At 68.3% G+C, this 15,876-nt stretch carries 14 protein-coding genes; 10 read left to right on the top strand and 4 right to left on the bottom strand.

Translation table 11 applies throughout. The features are described 5' to 3' along the window. The first annotated feature begins 35 nt into the window (after positions 1-35). Positions 36-479 carry a transposase gene (locus BMY06_RS17480; protein ID WP_065063143.1) on the top strand — a complete coding sequence of 148 codons (444 nt, stop codon included), beginning with the start codon at positions 36-38 and terminating at the stop codon, positions 477-479. Positions 480-609: 130 nt separating this feature from the next. Here the strand turns inward: BMY06_RS17480 and BMY06_RS17475 are convergent, their stop codons facing one another. The 4 genes from BMY06_RS17475 to BMY06_RS17460 all read right to left on the bottom strand — a co-directional run bounded on the left by BMY06_RS17475 (position 610) and on the right by BMY06_RS17460 (position 6,383). Then, positions 610-1,095, bottom strand: a complete 486-nt coding sequence (locus BMY06_RS17475) for a DUF2147 domain-containing protein (RefSeq protein WP_074984323.1) — start codon at positions 1,093-1,095, stop codon at positions 610-612. A 177-nt stretch (positions 1,096-1,272) separates the two neighbouring features. Further along, entirely contained in the window at positions 1,273-2,958 is a 1,686-nt protein-coding gene (locus BMY06_RS17470) for a ShlB/FhaC/HecB family hemolysin secretion/activation protein (protein ID WP_080180534.1), read from the bottom strand. Between the two features lie 278 nt (positions 2,959-3,236). Then, complete coding sequence (locus tag BMY06_RS17465; protein WP_390970176.1) at positions 3,237-4,643, bottom strand: collagen-like triple helix repeat-containing protein; 1,407 nt, start codon at positions 4,641-4,643, stop codon at positions 3,237-3,239. A 174-nt stretch (positions 4,644-4,817) separates the two neighbouring features. Beyond that, the gene (locus BMY06_RS17460; RefSeq protein WP_074984319.1) at positions 4,818-6,383 is read right to left on the bottom strand and encodes a collagen-like triple helix repeat-containing protein; all 1,566 of its coding nucleotides are present in this window, start codon (positions 6,381-6,383) and stop codon (positions 4,818-4,820) included. A 741-nt stretch (positions 6,384-7,124) separates the two neighbouring features. Here BMY06_RS17460 and BMY06_RS17455 point away from each other — a divergent pair. The 9 genes from BMY06_RS17455 (at position 7,125) to BMY06_RS17415 (ending at position 15,864) form a co-directional block, all read left to right on the top strand. Then, positions 7,125-7,310, top strand: coding sequence for a Flp family type IVb pilin (locus BMY06_RS17455; protein WP_065063153.1), 186 nt, complete (start codon positions 7,125-7,127; stop codon positions 7,308-7,310). Between the two features lie 121 nt (positions 7,311-7,431). Next, complete coding sequence (locus BMY06_RS17450) at positions 7,432-7,932, top strand: A24 family peptidase (protein WP_065063155.1); 501 nt, start codon at positions 7,432-7,434, stop codon at positions 7,930-7,932. An 11-nt stretch (positions 7,933-7,943) separates the two neighbouring features. After that, on the top strand, positions 7,944-8,426 hold the full coding sequence (locus BMY06_RS17445) for a TadE/TadG family type IV pilus assembly protein (protein ID WP_074984355.1): 483 nt from the start codon (positions 7,944-7,946) through the stop codon (positions 8,424-8,426). A 79-nt stretch (positions 8,427-8,505) separates the two neighbouring features. Continuing rightward, positions 8,506-9,459 (top strand): Flp pilus assembly protein CpaB, encoded by a 954-nt coding sequence (gene cpaB / locus BMY06_RS17440; RefSeq protein ID WP_074984317.1) that lies wholly within the window; start codon positions 8,506-8,508, stop codon positions 9,457-9,459. 108 nt (positions 9,460-9,567) lie between these two features. Continuing rightward, positions 9,568-10,884 (top strand): type II and III secretion system protein family protein, encoded by a 1,317-nt coding sequence (locus BMY06_RS17435; protein ID WP_110328122.1) that lies wholly within the window; start codon positions 9,568-9,570, stop codon positions 10,882-10,884. A 72-nt stretch (positions 10,885-10,956) separates the two neighbouring features. After that, positions 10,957-12,195, top strand: coding sequence for a P-loop NTPase family protein (locus tag BMY06_RS17430; RefSeq protein ID WP_074984315.1), 1,239 nt, complete (start codon positions 10,957-10,959; stop codon positions 12,193-12,195). Between the two features lie 3 nt (positions 12,196-12,198). Further along, a complete protein-coding gene (locus BMY06_RS17425; RefSeq protein ID WP_074984314.1) occupies positions 12,199-13,539 on the top strand; it encodes a TadA family conjugal transfer-associated ATPase in 1,341 nt (446 codons plus the stop codon). Next, entirely contained in the window at positions 13,532-14,668 is a 1,137-nt protein-coding gene (locus BMY06_RS17420; protein WP_074984312.1) for a type II secretion system F family protein, read from the top strand. The genes BMY06_RS17425 and BMY06_RS17420 overlap by 8 nt, the downstream gene beginning before the upstream one ends. Beyond that, the gene (locus BMY06_RS17415; protein ID WP_074984311.1) at positions 14,665-15,864 is read left to right on the top strand and encodes a type II secretion system F family protein; all 1,200 of its coding nucleotides are present in this window, start codon (positions 14,665-14,667) and stop codon (positions 15,862-15,864) included. Before BMY06_RS17420 ends, BMY06_RS17415 begins: the two co-directional genes overlap by 4 nt. Positions 15,865-15,876 lie beyond the last annotated feature (12 nt).

Raw genomic sequence — 15,876 nt, 5'->3', positions numbered from 1 at the left:
GTTGGTTCAGAACCGTTCTGACCAAGGAGAACTCCATGACGCCGCATCGCGATATCACCGAGGAAGAGTGGCAACGCGTGTTGCCGCTGCTGCCCGAACTGCGCCCGCGCTCCGAACTGCGCGGCCGACCGCTCGCCAATACCCGCTCGGTGCTCAACGGCGTCCTGTGGGTCATGTACAGCGGCGCCACGTGGTCGGCCATGCCGCGCCGCTATCCGTCCTATCAGACCTGCCATCGCCGCTTCAAGGCGTGGCACGACGAAGGCGTCCTCAAAGCCGTGATGGCCGAATTGTTCGGCGAAGAGGGTGCGGCACTGTGCGACGCGATCGAAACGCGCATGCGCAGGCACGCAAGCCGCGCCGAAAAGGCCGCGCGCACCCAGGAAGAACTGCCGATGCGCAATTCGCCGTTCTCGCCGGCCGCGCCCGGCGTGCCCCAGCCGTTCAGCTATCGATCGGTGTATCGCCACACGGTTTGACCCTGGCCGGTCGACGTGTGTCGAGAAAGAAAAAAAGCCGCCTGAATTCAGGCGGCTTTTTTCATGCTGAGGGTCGGCGTGGCGCGTGGTCGCGAGTCACGCCGCCGAGGTTGCTTGTTCCGCCTGGAGCTTACTGCTGACGCACCCACGTCTGCGACCGGCCGAGCAGCGCGATGCCCAGATAGCCGCGCACCACGAGCTTCTGGCCGCCGTCTTCCGTGTGCATCTTGCAGCTATAGATCTTGCCGTTTTCCGGATCAAGAATATGGCCGCCGTCGTATTCGTTGCCGGCCTTCTTCATGCTGTCGATGATCGTCATGCCGAGGATCAACTGATCCTTGCGCGAGTCCGTGCACGCGGTGCAGCGGCGATCGGGCTGATCGTTCGGGCCCAGTCCCTTGATGACCTTGCCGCTCAGGCCGCCGCTGCCGTCGTCGCTGATCTGCACGAGTGCTTTCGGCTGGCCGGTGTGGTCGTCGATGGTCTGCCAGACCCCGATGGGCGAGCTGTCCTGCGCGTGCGCGGCGGCGATGCCGCCCAGCAGCGCGCCGGCCAGCGCGAGCTGACGCGCCGCGCGTGCGGCGAACGAAATGGTGCGACCGTCGATCCGGTTCATGTGTCTTCCTCCACTGATGTTTATGTGTGTGCGACCGCATGCACGCGCGCGCCGCGATGGCGCGCTCATGCAGTCAGGGCAGGATACGCGAAAGCGCCGCGCGCGTTTGCGAGTAGGAACTCTAGTCGGCGCGGCGCGCGCGGCACGCGGATTGCCGCACGTGCCGTGCCGGCCAACTCAGTTGAGCTGGTAAGAGAACGTCGCGTTGATGCGCGGGCTGCGCGACGGACTCTCGACCGGCGCATCGGCGAGCGCTTTCGCGACGGACAGATCGAGGCTGTAGTACTTGCCGTCGGAAATACGAAAACCGAACGACGCCGACGACAGCCGGGAAGGCGCGGGCGTACCCGCATGCAGATACACGCGCGCCATGTCGAACGAGACATACGGCGTGATCGTCTGCAGCCACGCCTGGCCGATCTTGAACGGATGATTCAGTTCGAGCAGGAAGGCCCAGCCCGAATCGCCCGACGCTTCGCCCGGCTCGTAGCCTGCCGCGAAACGCTGCGCGCCGAACGAGATCTGTTCCGAAGTCGGCAGCGTGACCGGGCTGTACTGGCCCGTGATTGCCACCGACGTGCCGAAGCCCATCGGCCAGTCGTTGGTCTGCGAGAACGAGCCCGTGGTGCGCACGAAATTCAGCGACACGGGGTTTTGCAGCACCACGCCGGGAATGTTCGTGTCGGCGCCCTTGGACGCGCCCAGAATGTTGAAGCCCTTCGCGACCGCGATGCTCGCCTTGCGCACCTGGCCCGTCTTGACGTCGGCGTAATCGGCCTGCAATTGCAGCACGCGCACCTGCGAATGCGTGTCGTACTGGAAGCCGTTGAGGGTGTTGTGGTAGCGATCCTCGTCGTGCGCCGCATACACGCTCGCGGTGCCCACGACGCTGCGCGTGTTGCTGAGCAGCAGCGGGTAGGAGAGCGAGCCCGTGATCTTGTCGCTGATGACCGTGCGCTCCACGTAACCGGGCAGGCCGGGATTGTTGGTGGGATTGCCGCGGTAGTGCGAGGCGTCCACCTTCGCCATCAGACCGTCGCTCGCGATCGGCACGGCCGCGTGCGCGGACAGATAGGTGACGTTGTCGCGTCCCTTCGGTAGCAGCGCGGACACGCTCAACTGCTCGCCGAACGGCGTCAAACCGTTTTCGGTCAGCGTGAGCAGACCCTGCACGCCCGGATGATTGAAGTCGATGCCGGTGCTGATATCGTACGGCTTCTGCGTGGCGTCGAGTTCGAGCGTGGTGGCGCCGTCGGTGCTCGTGGGCGGCGGCACGTTGGCCTTCACCTTGAGCCCGGGCAGCAGGCCGAGCACGTTGATATAGCGCTGGAACGTGGCCGTGCGCAGCGGCCGGTCCTCGACGATATGCGCGGCGATCGCGCGCATCTTGTCTTCGAGCTTGCCCGGCTTGCCGGTGATCGTCACGGTGCCCACATAGCCTTCGACGACCGTGATGCGCACCACGCCGCCCGCGAAATCCTGGGCAGGCACGAACGCGAACGAGAGCGCGTAGCCGCGATCCTGATAGAGCTTCGTCACGCCGTTGGCCGTCTCGATCAGCTGACCGATCGTGATGTCGTGATTCGCGAGCGGCGCGAAACGTTGCGCGACCTCGTCGAATGGAATCGATTTCACGCCTTCGACCTTGAAGGTGGTCGGCGTGAGATGCGTGGCCAGCAACTGCTGCAGCTGAGGCGTCTGCTGCTGCACCTGCACGGTCACGTTCGGCGCCTTCTGCGGCGCGTTGATCTGCGGCAGTGCGTCGAGCGGATTGCCCCCGGCGGGGTTGCCCGCAGGAGGATTGCCGCCCGACGCCGGCCGGTTCTGTGCTACTGCCACCCCCGTCAAGCCGGCGCTCGCCATCACCCCCAACGTTGCGAGCACGGCCAATTCTGCGACTGCGCCTTTCATCGGACTACCCTCGGACTTGTCGGACGGCGCGCCCGGTTTCCCTGAAGCTTCCGGTGCGCGCCGCCTCTTTGTGCCGCCTTTTCGGCGGTCTGTGGCTCCCTGATTGCCTGTGTTTATTCCTGCGGACTACGTACTACCTTGCCGTTCTTGTCCGGCAACGCGCGCGCGGCTTTCCCTCTCCAGAGGCCGCGTCACGCGTCGCTCATGTTGCCCGATGATCGTTGCGCGCGCTACGGCAGCTTATGCAGCAAGCCGCTCAGTAGTCCCCCCGATGTACTCGTGCTGCCAGAACTGCTTGTCGAACTCGTGCTGCCGGTCGTGGCGCCCAGCGCGCCCGTGACCGTGCCGACGATCACCGTCACCGGCTGGAGCAGCGTGGTCGCGCCGCTGCTGCTGGTGCCGCTGCCCGAAGTCGTCGAGCCGGCAGCGCCCGCCGCCGTCGACACCACGCCCGTGAGCAGGCTGCCGACGATCGGCACGTTGCCGAGCGCGCCGGTGACGGCGCTCGTGCCGCCGGCGGTGCCGGTCAGGCTCGTGACGCTGGAGAGCGGCGAGCTGCCGAGGCCGAGGCTCGCGATCGCCGCGTTGAGCGGGCCGAGCAGACCTTGCGCGGCGGCGCCGGTCGGCGGCCCGCTGGCGACGAGCGCCGTGCTGCCGCCGACGAGGCTCGTGATCAGGCCGGGAATCGGCGCGGCACCGTTCGGACCGTTGGGATTCACGAGGCCGCCTGCGTTGGTGACCGTGTTGCCGAGCGCCGACACCAGCGTGCCGACGTCCGCGCCCACCGGCGCGAGCGGCCCGAGCGCGCTGAGCGCGGCGGTGGTGGAGGTGCCGCCCGCCGTCGACGAAATCTTGCTGCCAGCCGTATCGAGCGCGCCGCCGACCTTGGCGAGCAGCCCGGAGACCGGCACGCCCAGACCCGTCGTGGTGCCGACCTGCTGCGTGACTACGCCGGCTTCGGTGACGATCGGCGTGATGGCCGTGCTGAGCGGCTGCGTGATCTGCTGAACCGGCGCGGACGAGAGCGCGTTGCCGAGCATCTTGCCGCCCGCGTTGACCGCGTTCGCGGTCGTATCGAGCACCGTGGCCACCGGCGTGGTGACCGGCGCCAGCGGAGCGAGCGGGCCGCTGCCGAGACCGTTGACCGTGGTGGCGACGCCCTGGACCACGCCGCTCGTCGCGCTCACGACGTTGCCGAGACCGGCGACCGTGGTGCCGACCGGATTGGCCGTCGAGCCGGTCTGGCCGAGGCCGTTGGAGACGGCGTCGGCGAGTGCGCTCGCCACGGTGCCGGTGCTCGACACCGCGTTGCCGAGTCCCTTCGTGACGTCCGAACTGGTGCCGCCGGGCAGGGTGGTCGAGCCGATCGCGGTGCCGAGATCGCTGGCGGTCTTGGCGACCGTGCTGACCACGCCGCTCGTGCCCGTCGTCGTGGTCGTGCCGCCGCCCGTGTTGGTGTCGGTGCCGGAACCGCCGGTGCCGGTCGAGCCGGTGCCGCCCGTCGAGCCGGTGGTGCCGGTCGAACCGCCCGTGCCGCTCGATGCCGAAGGCGGCGTGTAGCTGCTGCCGCCACACGCGGCGAGGCTCAGGGCGATCACGCTCGCGGCGGCGAGGGCGGTGAGACGCAGGCCGCGCATCAACGTCGCGGAGCGGTCGTGCGAAATCGCGAGGGAAAAGCTGGACATAGCGCTGTCTCCTTGTTTCATCAGGCGCTGAAACGGGCTATCGGAGCGATCATTCGGATGCTGCGAAATAGGATTAGCCACAGGGTTAGCCGGGGTTAGCCGATTGGCGGACGGGTTCTCAGGCGCTCACTTCTTCGCGCCGAGCAGACCGCCGACGAGCGACGTGAGGCCGGAAAGCGGGCCGGTCGTGCCGCTGCTGCTGGTGCTGCCACCCGTGAGCGAGGCCAGCGAGAGGCCCGGCGTGCTGCTGGCCGTGCTGCTGGAGCTGCTCGACGTCTTGACGCCCGCACCCACGCCCGCGCTCGCCACGACGCTGGTCGTGGTGGTGGCGGCGGTGTTCAGCGTGCCGGCGACGGTGTTGACGACGCCCGCGACGAGACCCGTGACCGGTGCGAGCGGGCTGCTGGTGCCGCCGGTGGCCGAGGTCAGCGTCGAGGTGACCGTGGTGAGCGCCGTCGTCACCGGGGCGAGCGGGTTGCCGCTCGAGCTGCCGGTGATGCCGAGACCCGCGCCGATGCCGAGGCCCGCGTTGGCGCCGCCCGAACCGGTCGTGCCGCCCGTCAGACCGCCAAGCAGGCTCGTGACCGGCGCGAGCGGATTGCTGCTGTTGCCCGAGGTGCTGCCCGTCAGCAGATTGCCGGCGGTGGCGACGGTCTTGCCCGTATCGGAGACGAGATTGCCCACGCCCGTGGTGACCGGATTGCCGGCTCCCGTCGAGGCGACCAGCGCGCCGCCTTTTTCGAGGCCGCCGCCGAGCGTTTGCAGCAGGCCCGCGACCGGGGCGCCGAGGCCGGTCGCCGTGCCGACCGTCTGCGTGGTGGAGGCGAGCACCGAGGTAATCGGCGTGATGGCCGTGCTGAGTTGCTGCGTGACTTGCTGGACCGGGCCGGTCGACAGCGCGGTCGTGAGCGTGTTGCCCGCGCCGGTGACGGCCGTGCCGAGCGTGCTGACCGCGCCGCCGAGCGGCGTGGTGACGGCGGCGAGCGGGGCGAGCGGACCGCTGCCGAGGCTCGTGACGAGTTGGCCGGCGCTCGTGACGGCCTTGCCTGCATCGCTGACGACGCCGCCCGTGCTGGCGACCGTCGTGCCGACCGGATTGGTGTTGGTGCTCGAACCAAGCGCGCCGAGACCGTTCGACACGCCGCTGCCGAGCGCCGAGACTGCCGCGCCGAGATTCTCGACCACGCCGCCTGCCGCCGTCGTGGTGGCGGTGCTCACACCTGGCAGCGACTGCGAGGCGATCGTGCTGCCGACGCCCGACACCGTCGAGCCCAGGTCGCTGACGACCGTGCCCGAAACGTTCGCGACCTGGCCGACCGCGTTCGCCGCGACGGCCGTGCTGCCGCTGCCCGTCCCGGTGGTGCCGCCGCTGCTGGTGTTGCCGTCGCCGCTGCCGCTGCCGCCACCGGCGGTCGACGTGCCGCCGGTGCCCGTTCCCGTGCCGCTCCCCGAATTGCTGTCGCTCGACGTGGTGGTCGTGCCGCTACCGCTGCCGCTGCCCGTGCCGGTGTCGCCGCTGCCCGAGCTGCCGCTGGTGCCGCTCGTGCCGCCGCTGGTTTGCAGCGAGCCGCCGCTGCCGGTGCCGCTGCTGAGCGTGCCCGAACCGCCGCAGGCGGTCAGGGAAAGCAGGGTGGCGATGGTGGCGGCAATGGCAGTCAGGCGTGCCGCGTTCGCGATGTGGTGGTTCTTCATGGTGTGCCCTCGTCTCTCGTATGGTGTGTCTTGCTGTGTGTGTGTTTTGTCGTGCTGCGGGACATACACTGCAACAGCTATGCCAATGCGAAAGAGCCCGCGAGAAAAGCCGTCGCGAGGCGGGCGTGGGTATCGTCTGATCAAGACGGCATGGGGCTTTGCGCGAAGCTTTCTTCGCAGGAATCGGCGCGCGCGAACATGCGCGTTACCGTGCGCCGCGCGTTACGTCACGTAACGGAACGCGGGCGATGTTACGAACGCCCGGGGTAACGTGACGAAGTGCTAATCGCTTTGCATATTTTCGATTCGACGAAGCACTCGAAACCGCAGTTAATCCGCCGCGCATCAATCAAAAGCCGCGCATGAAAAAGTGTTTCGAGTCCTGATCAGTTCGCGCGTAACGTCACGCGATGGCACGCCATGGCACGTTATGGTTTGCCCTGAGTGAATAAAAAAATGCGGCATGCCGATAATGATGTTACGTGGCGACAACGATGTAACGGGCGATTGCGTAACGTTCGCGGTTAAGCTATAAAAAGCGCATCCATAAATAAAACACGTTACTAGCAGAGCTGAACGGGGCATTGCATTTAGAGGGGAATGCTTACGATTCGGCCGCAATGTTGGCGGACTGACATGGCAGTCCGTGGACCAGTTGCAACGGCGCATCATTCAAACCTATTCGCTGAGAGAGCCGGTGCAGCATCGCGTGAGAGCGCGAAGAAGAGAGAGAGGGCCGAAATGAACAAGCTGGTAAAGCTTTTTGCTAAAGCAGAAGACGGGGTGACGGCGCTGGAATATGGGCTCATCGCAGGGCTCATCGCCGTGGTGATTGCGGCGAGCGCTCAGGGGTTGGGCACCGAGCTGAAGGCCGTATTCACCTACGTCACGACTCAACTGACGGCTGCGGTTCCGGCAGGAACCTGACGCGGCGCATCGCTGCGTGGCGGCTTCGTGCTGCCACGCCCGATCATTCAGCTAAACGTAGCAGTGACTTTTCACGCGCTGGCTAGCCGGTTCGCGTGAGGCGTCTGCACGTCGACTCGCGATGAATGCATCCATCATTCCCAGCTGCGTATTCGCCGCCTGGGCGCTCGCGGTCGCCATTTGCGATCTGCGTTCGCGCCGCGTGCCGAATGCGCTCGTGATCGCCGGCCTCGTCGCCGCGCTCGTTGCTGCGTGCTGGCACGCGGGACCGGCGCAACTCGGCGTTGGCCGCGCATTGATCGCCGCCGCGATCGGGCTCGCCGCGCTCATGCCGTTCTTCGTGCTCGGCGTGATGGGCGGCGCCGACGTCAAGGTATTCGCCACGCTCGGTGCATGGTGCGGATTGCAGCCCTTGCTCTGGCTCTGGGTGGCCGCAAGTCTTATTGCATTCGTGCATGCGCTCGCGATTCTCGCGATGCGTGCACGCTCGCAAGCGGCGGCGTCGCGGCGTGTGCAGATCGTCAGTGTCGGCGCGCGGCGCGGCACGCCGTACGCCACCTGCCTGGCCGTGCCCGCGCTCGCGTGGCTCGCATTGCAGTGGATGCCGGGAGCGTTGCAATGATTGCGCGCGCAATGAATTTGTCATGCGATGCGGAACGACCAGCGCGATCGAAACAGCGCGGCGCCGCCGCCGTCGAATTCGCGATCGCGTTTCCGCTGTTCTTTCTGGTGCTCTACGCCATCGTCACGTTCTGCATGATCTTTCTCGTGCAGCACAGCCTGACCGCGGCGTCGGCGGACGGTGCGCGCGCCGCGCTCGTCTACGTGAACGCACAGGACACCGGGTCGGCTTTGAGCGGCCGCGCGCAGGCCGCTTGTGCACGTGCGCTGCAAGGCGTGACGTGGCTCGCCACCGCGCCCACCTGCACGACGGTCGTGAGCGCCCAGCCGAGCGGATGCACGAACAACACGGCGATGGACTGCATCCAGGTCACGCTCAGCTATCCGTGGAGCACGAAGCCGCTCGTGCCCACGCTGCCCATGCTCGGCGCGTGGCAGCCCACCGTGCTCGCGGGCCGCGCCACGGTGCAGATCGATCCGGTGAATCTGCTATGAGCCCATTCCATTCGATCCGCCATCACGTCGCGCGCGCATGCGCCGCCGCGCCGTTCAATCGCAATCAAGGCAGCCGCACATGGCCAATCTGACCAAAATCGCCGCGGGCGTGCTGATCGCCGCCGCGCTCCTGCTCGGCATTTTCGCGTTCATGCTCGCGCGCCACGCGCCGCCTGCACCCGTCGCGCAACCGGCCGTGGCGGTGACGCAGCCGCTGACGCCCGTGGTCGTCGCCGCGCGCACGCTGCCCGCGGGCCAGCCGATCCCCGCCGACGCGCTGCGCGTGCAGCCGCTGCGTACGCAGCCGGCCGGTTCCGTGAGCGACGTTCAACTGATCGCGGGCCGCGTGCCGCTCGCGGATATCGCCGCCGACACGCCCGTGCTCGACACGCAACTGTCGTCGAGCCTGGCTTCGTCTCTTGCGCCGGGCGAGCGCGCGGTGGCGGTGCGCATCGACGAAAACAACGCCGTGGGCAACCAGCTCCACGCGGGCAATTACGTCGACGTGTTCTTCACGCTGCGCCGCGACGGCGCGGCCGGTGGCACCGTCGGCACCGGCAACGCGGAAATCTCCCGCACGCAGGCGCGCCTGCTGATCTCGAAGGCGCGCGTGCTGGTATTCGGAAATCCTGCCGAAGCGGCGAACAGCAACGCGCAACGTACCAGCGGCTTCGGCACGCAGAGCACGACGCCGCGCACGGCGGTGCTCGCCGTGCCGCTGACCGAAGTGAACGACCTCGCGCTCGCGCAGAGCCAGGGCCAGTTGATTCTCGCGCTGCGCAACCCCACGGACGACGATCAGATGGACCCGTCCGCGTTCGGGCCGCAGCAGGGTGTCTTGCGCGTCGTCGCGCACGGCACGCCGGACAACTCGACGCGCGCGGCCGCGGGGGTCGCGCTCGATCAGCTTGCGGGTGCGCAAGCGCCGCGTCCGGCTGTGCCGGTGGTTCATCGCGCGAGCAGCGGCAACGGGGGCGCACAGGGCGGGCTGGAAGTGATTCGGGGCGGGCGGGCCGAAACGGTCGCCTGGTAAAGCGCCGCGCGAGCGTGCGTATTCAATAGAAACCACAACATGACGATGAAGAGGACTCTTGCCGTGGCGCTCGCCGCATCCGTTTGCGCCGGCGGTTTCGCGCTCGCGATGTTGCCCGCGCGCGCGGCGCCGCCGTCGAGCGCCGGCTCGCCCGACGCGGGCGCGCCAGCGGGTACCGTCGATATCACCGTGGGCGAGCAGCGCACGCTGCCCGTCACGGGCGCGCTCACGCGCGTCGCCGTGGGCGACCCGGCGGTGGCGGACGTGCTGGTCGTGCGCGGCGACCGGCGCGGCGGTCTGCTGCTCGTCGGCAAGGGCGCGGGCACGACCACGGTGATGCTGTGGGAAGGCGGCGTGCAGCGCAGTTTCACCGTGAACGTGGCGACGCGCGCGGCGCGCGCGTTGCTCGGCGCGGGCACGCCCGACGTGAAGGTGCTGGACGGCACGGCCATCATCAGCGGCAGCGCGGCGACGATGGAGCAGCATCAGCGCGCGGTGGTGGCCGCGCAGGGCTCGCTCGGCAAGGGCGCGAAGGACACCGACGTGCTCGATGCCTCCAGCATCGCGACGCGCTCGGTCGTGCAGGTCGACGTGCGCGTGGTCGAATTCAGCCGCTCGGTGCTCAAGCAGATCGGTTTCAACTTCGCGCGCCAGAACAACGGTTTCACGTTCGGCTCGTTCGCGCCGTCCGCGCTGACGTCCGCTTCGAACACCAACGGCGTCTCGGACATCCAGAGCGTGGCGCCGATCTCGTCGGCGTTCAATCTTGTGTTCGCGTCGGCGACGCACGGACTGTTCGCCGACCTGAGCCTGATGGAGTCGAACAATCTCGCGCGCGTGCTCGCGGAACCGACGCTCGTCGCGTTGTCCGGCCAGAGCGCGAGCTTCCTCGCGGGCGGCGAGATTCCGGTGCCGGTGCCGCAGGCGCTCGGCACGAGTTCGATCGAATACAAGCCCTACGGTATCGGGCTGTCGCTCACGCCCACGGTGCTCTCGCCGCAGCGCATCGCGCTGAAGGTCGCGCCCGAGGCGAGCCAGCTCGACTTCGCCAACGCGGTGACGATCAGCGGCGTCTCGGTGCCCGCGATCACGACGCGGCGCGCGGAAACCACCGTCGAACTCGGCGATGGCGAGAGCTTCGTGATCGGCGGCCTGATCGATCGCGAGACCGCGTCGAACGTGAGCAAGGTGCCGCTGCTCGGCGATCTGCCTGTGATTGGCGCGTTCTTCAAGACGTTGAACTATCAGCAAAACGAAAGAGAACTGGTGATCGTGGTGACGCCGCATCTGGTGTCGCCGCTCGCGAAGGACGCGAAGCTGCCCAGCTCGCCTGGCGAGCTGTCCGAACAACGCGACGGCCATGTCTGGCGCGCGTTGCTCGGCGGCGCGGCCTCGCGCGATCCCGCCCCGGGATTTTCGCCATGACAACCGCCGTCGGCATGGCTTCGCCGCGCCGTGCGCGGCCTGCGCTGCGCGAGCAGCACAAGGAGAGGGATCATGAACGCGAGAACGTACTTGACGACTGATCGCACGGTCGTGGACTCGTTCGTGTTCGCATCGTCGGACGACGCGCACGCCCGCTGGATCGCGCGCGCGCTCGGCATGGCGGGCAAGGTGGATGCGGTGGCGCTCGAGCCGGCCGCCGTCGGCGAGCGGGTCGGCCAGCAGATGCCGTCGCTGCTGCTCGTCGATTTTTCGCAGGGGCGCGCGGCCTGGGCGAGCGCCGTGGTGGCCGCCGCGCATGTGTCGTATCCGGGCCTCCAGGTGATCGCGGTCGGCACGCTCGCCGAACCCGAGAGCGCGCTCGCGGCCTTGCGCGCGGGCGTGCGCGATTTCGTCGACGTGGCGGGCAGTCCCGAGGACGCGCTGGCGATCGTGCGCCAGGTGCTCGAAAACCGCGTCGAAGCGCCGAGCCGCCATGGCCGTCTCACGGTGATGCTCGGCGCACGCGCGGGCATGGGCGTGACGACGCTCGCCGCGAATCTCGGCGCGCTGCTCGCCCGCAAGGGCGCGGCCTTCAACCGCCACGCCGCGCTGCTCGACCTCGGCCTGCCCGCGGGCGACGGCGCGATGATGCTCAACGCGGGCAACGGCTTCAGTTTCGTCGATGCCGTGCGCAATCTGCGCCGCTTCGATCAGACCTTCGTGCATACCGCGCTCGCGAATCACGAAAGCGGCCTCGCGCTGACGACCTTGCCTGCCGATCTCGGCGCGCTGCGCGAGGTTTCGTATCAGTCGGCGGTGGCGCTGCTGGCGCGCCTGCGTGCGTTTTTCGATCAGCAGCTCGTCGATCTCGGCGGCTTCACGAACGCGGAGTTCGTCGCCCAGGTCGCCCAGTCGGCGGACGCGGTCTGGCTCGTGTGCGACCAGAGCGTGGCGTCGATCGTCGCGGCCGCGCGCCAGATCGACGCGCTGCGCGAAGGCGGCATGGACGGCAACACGCTGCATCTCATCATCAATCAGTACGACGCCGAGATCGACCTGAGCGGCGCGCAGATCGCCGAGCGTCTCGGCGTCGATCTCGCGGCCGTGCTGCCGGCGCGCCGCGTGGCGCTCTGCCAGGCCGCCAATCGCGGCCAGTTGCTGGTCGACAGCGCGCCGCGCGATCCGTATGTGCGCGCGCTCGAACTGCTCGCCGCGCAGATCGACGGCATCGAGGCGCGCGCGCCGAAAAAACTCGATGCGCTGCGCCGTCCGCTGCGCAATTTCTTCCCTCAATCACCGAAGCGTTCGTAGATCATGGCGGATAACATCGAATTTGCCGACGACGCGCCGCTGTTCGCGCACAGCCAGCAGTTCCAGGACATCAAGAACGCGGCGCACGAACACCTGCTCACGCGCATCGAGGAACTGGGCGCCGAGTTCGGGCGCTGGTCGCGCCACGCGATCAATCAGTTCGTCGATCTGGAGATGGACAGCTTCGTGCGGCTGCGCCATATCCCGATCAACGAAAGCGAAGTGCGCGCGATTGCCGAGGCGCTCACGAAGGAGCTGGCGGGCTTCGGGCCGATCGAGGATCTGCTGGGCGACCCGGCGGTGGAAGACATCCTCATCAACGGTTATAGCGACGTGTACGTATCGCGGCACGGCATTCTCGCGAAGATCCCCGTGCGCTTCTCCGACAACGCGCATCTGCTGCGCATCGTGCGCCGCATTCTCGCCCCGATCGGCCGGCGTCTCGACGAATCGAATCCGATGGTCGACGCGCGTCTGCCCGACGGCGGACGGATCAATGTGGTGATCGAGCCGCTGTCGCTCGCGGGCCCGATCGTCTCGATCCGCAAGTTCCGCAAGGACCCGCTGCGCCCCGACGATCTGGTCAACAACGGCACGTTCGGCACGGAGATCGGCGCGCTGTTCGAAGCGGCGGTGCAGGCGCGCTGCAATATTCTCGTCTCGGGCGGCACGAGCTCGGGCAAGACCTCGCTGCTCAACGCGCTGGCGTTCTACATTCCCGACGTCGAGCGCGTGGTAACGATCGAGGACACCGCCGAACTTTCGCTCAATCACCCGCATGTGGTGCGCCTCGAAAGCCGTCCGGGCGGTTTCGACGGCGCGGGCGTGGTGACGATTCGCGACCTGTTGCGCAACACGCTGCGGATGCGTCCGGACCGCATCATCGTGGGCGAAGTGCGCGGCGGCGAAGTGCTCGAAATGCTCCAGGCGATGAACACCGGCCACGACGGTTCGATGGCGACGGTGCACGCGTCGAGCCCGCGCGAATGTCTGTATCGCCTCGAAATGCTGGCCGGTTTCGCGGGTTTTCAGGGCACGGAAAGCAGCCTGCGCCGCCAGATCGCCAACGCGGTGGACTTCATCGTGCAGATCGGCCGTCTGTCCAACGGACGCCGCCGGATTCTTTCGGTAACCGAAGTAACGGGTCTCGCGGACAACATCATCGCGACGCAGGAACTCTATCGCTACGAGCCCGTGACCACGCCCGACGGCGAGGAGATCGACCGCTGGGATTCGCTCGGCATTCATCCGCATTCGCCGAAGCTCGCGCGCTTCCGCCAGGCGGTGTCGGCGTCGTCGAACTTCGGTTTCGGCGGCGGGCACGGCGGGGGCTTCAATGTCTAGCATCATCGCGCTCGCCGCGGCGCTTGCGCTGCTGTTCGCCGCTGCCGGGCTGATGCTCTGGCAGCGGGCGCAGCAGCACACGGCGCGCGAGCGTGTGACGCGTTTCGTCGATAGCCGCGTCGCGGCGGCGGGCTATGCGGCTGGCGCGGCCGGACCGGGTGGGTCGGGAGCGGCGGGCGTCGGCGGTGCAGCCGGTGCCGCAGGTGCGGCGCGCGCAGGCGTTGCGCCGATACGCGTGACGTCGGGCGTGAATCCGAACGGATCGGCGGCCGGCGCGGGCGGTGCGGGTGCCACCGGCGCCACCGGCGCAAGCCATGCCGCCAACGCGAAGCATACGGCGAACGCGAAGAACGAGGCCTCGCTGCCGCGCCGCTGGCTGGCGCGCGTCGGCGTGGCGTTCGACCACGTCATGAGCCGCGCCGGCATCGCCGACGCGCGCAAGCCCGCCTTGTTCGTCGGCTTCGCCGCGCTCGCGCTGGCGCTGTGGGCCTACGTGGCGGCCGGTCTGCCCGCGCTGCTCGGCGCGCTGATGGTCGTCGCGGCGGGCAGCGCCTTCGTGCTCTCCGTGCGCATCGAGCGCCGCCGCCGCAAGCTGGTCGGGCAATTGCCGTCGTTTCTCGACGGCATCGTGCGCCTGATCGTACTCGGCAACAGCGTGCCCGCGGCGTTTCAGGCCGCGCTCGTGACAACCGAAGCGCCGCTGCGCGAATGTCTCGATCACGTCTCGCGCATGCTGCGTTCGGGCGTGGAAATCGACCGCGCGCTCTATCAGGTGGCGCAGGTCTATCGCGCGCGCGAACTCGAATTCGTGGGCTCGGTGCTGCGGCTTTCGGTGCGTTACGGCGGCCGCGCCGACGTGATGCTCGAACGCATGTCCAACTTCATGCGCGATCTCGAACAGGCGCAGCGTGAGCTGATCGCGATGTCGGCGGAAACGCGCCTCTCGGCGTGGGTGCTCGGTTTGCTGCCGATCGGCATCGCGGGTTTTCTCATCGTGACCAACCCGAGTTATTTCGGCTCGCTCTGGGACGACGGTTCGGGACGCAAACTGGTCTACGCCGCGATCGGCCTGCAGGTGTTCGGCGGCTGGCTGCTGTACCGGCTCACGCGCCTGAAGGGAGGGCTATGAGCGCGCAGGGACTCGGCTCGCTTGCGCTGCTGCTCGGCGCGTTCGGCCTGGCGCTGCTCGCGGCGCTGGTGTGTCAGCGTTTGCTGGCGTCGCGGCGCAGCGCGCGCACGCTCGCGCAGGCCATCGCGAACATGAGCGCGCAGGCGGCCACGGCGGCGTCCGAGGCGCGCAATGCGGCCTCGCTGCAGGCCTCGAACGCGATGAGCGCGCCGGGTTCGATGGGTTCGACTGGCACGATGGGGACGATGGCCGCCCCCGGCGCGCCGGGCCACGTCTCGGCGCTGCGTGCGCCGGGCGCGGCATCGGCGAGCGGTGCGGGCGCGGGTGGCGCAACTGGAGCCGGCGGCGCGAGTGGAGCCGGCGGCGCGGGGAGTGCCGGTGCGACGGGCGGCAAGCCGCGGGTCGAAAGCGCGCCGCGCCGCACGGGTCTGCCCGGCATCGTCGATGCGCTGGCGAACGCGGGCGCGCGCTGGCTCGATACGCCGCTCGGCAAGCTCATGGTCGCCGACGAGGATCGCCGTCTGCTCGACCAGAGCGGTTACGTCGACGCCCGCTCGCGCGGGCTGTTCATCGTCGCGCGCTTTGCCTGCGCGGCCGGCCTCGCGATCGGCGCGGCAAGCTACGCCGCGATGAGCGGCCGCAGCGTGGCGATGTTCGGCGCGGCCGGCTTGCTCGCAGGCTTTCTCGCGCCGAAATTCCATCTGCGCCGCCGTGCGTCCGCGCGTCTCGCAGCCGTCGCCGACGAGCTGCCGATGTTCGTCGATCTGTTGCGCCTGTTGCAGGGCGTCGGCTTGTCGCTCGACCAGAGTCTGCAGGTGCTCGTCAACGAATTCCGTCCGGTGCTGCCGGTGCTCGCAAGCGAAATGGAAATCGCCCAGCGCCAGTTCGTCACCGGACGCACGCGCGAACAGTCGCTGCAACGCATGGCGACGACCTACGACAACGAGGATCTGCGCTCCGTGATCCGCCTGCTCGTGCAGGTGGACAAGCACGGCGGCGCGGTACAGGAACCGCTCAGGCAGTTCGGCGACCGGCTGCGCGAAGTGCGCCGCGCGACGCTGCGCGAGCGCATCGGCAAGCTCACGGTGCGGATGACCGGCGTGATGGTCGTGACGCTGCTGCCCGCGCTGCTGATCGTGGCGGCGGGGCCGGGCCTCATCGCCGTGATGCGCTCGCTCTCGTCGATTCACCATTAGCGGGTGCGCCAT

The sequence above is a fragment of the Paraburkholderia tropica genome (assembly GCF_900109265.1).
GTDB lineage: Bacteria > Pseudomonadota > Gammaproteobacteria > Burkholderiales > Burkholderiaceae > Paraburkholderia > Paraburkholderia tropica.
Note: the sequence above shows the minus strand (reverse complement) of the source record. Positions and strands in the feature narration are given on the sequence as shown.

Coding starts and splice junctions, on each gene's coding strand:
- BMY06_RS17480 (WP_065063143.1), top strand. CDS start 36: ATGACGCCGCATCGCGATATCACCGAGGAAGAGTGGCAACGCGTGTTG.
- BMY06_RS17475 (WP_074984323.1), bottom strand. CDS start 1,095: ATGAACCGGATCGACGGTCGCACCATTTCGTTCGCCGCACGCGCGGCG.
- BMY06_RS17470 (WP_080180534.1), bottom strand. CDS start 2,958: ATGGCGAGCGCCGGCTTGACGGGGGTGGCAGTAGCACAGAACCGGCCG.
- BMY06_RS17465 (WP_390970176.1), bottom strand. CDS start 4,643: ATGCGCGGCCTGCGTCTCACCGCCCTCGCCGCCGCGAGCGTGATCGCC.
- BMY06_RS17460 (WP_074984319.1), bottom strand. CDS start 6,383: ATGAAGAACCACCACATCGCGAACGCGGCACGCCTGACTGCCATTGCC.
- BMY06_RS17455 (WP_065063153.1), top strand. CDS start 7,125: ATGAACAAGCTGGTAAAGCTTTTTGCTAAAGCAGAAGACGGGGTGACG.
- BMY06_RS17450 (WP_065063155.1), top strand. CDS start 7,432: ATGAATGCATCCATCATTCCCAGCTGCGTATTCGCCGCCTGGGCGCTC.
- BMY06_RS17445 (WP_074984355.1), top strand. CDS start 7,944: ATGAATTTGTCATGCGATGCGGAACGACCAGCGCGATCGAAACAGCGC.
- cpaB (WP_074984317.1), top strand. CDS start 8,506: ATGGCCAATCTGACCAAAATCGCCGCGGGCGTGCTGATCGCCGCCGCG.
- BMY06_RS17435 (WP_110328122.1), top strand. CDS start 9,568: ATGTTGCCCGCGCGCGCGGCGCCGCCGTCGAGCGCCGGCTCGCCCGAC.
- BMY06_RS17430 (WP_074984315.1), top strand. CDS start 10,957: ATGAACGCGAGAACGTACTTGACGACTGATCGCACGGTCGTGGACTCG.
- BMY06_RS17425 (WP_074984314.1), top strand. CDS start 12,199: ATGGCGGATAACATCGAATTTGCCGACGACGCGCCGCTGTTCGCGCAC.
- BMY06_RS17420 (WP_074984312.1), top strand. CDS start 13,532: ATGTCTAGCATCATCGCGCTCGCCGCGGCGCTTGCGCTGCTGTTCGCC.
- BMY06_RS17415 (WP_074984311.1), top strand. CDS start 14,665: ATGAGCGCGCAGGGACTCGGCTCGCTTGCGCTGCTGCTCGGCGCGTTC.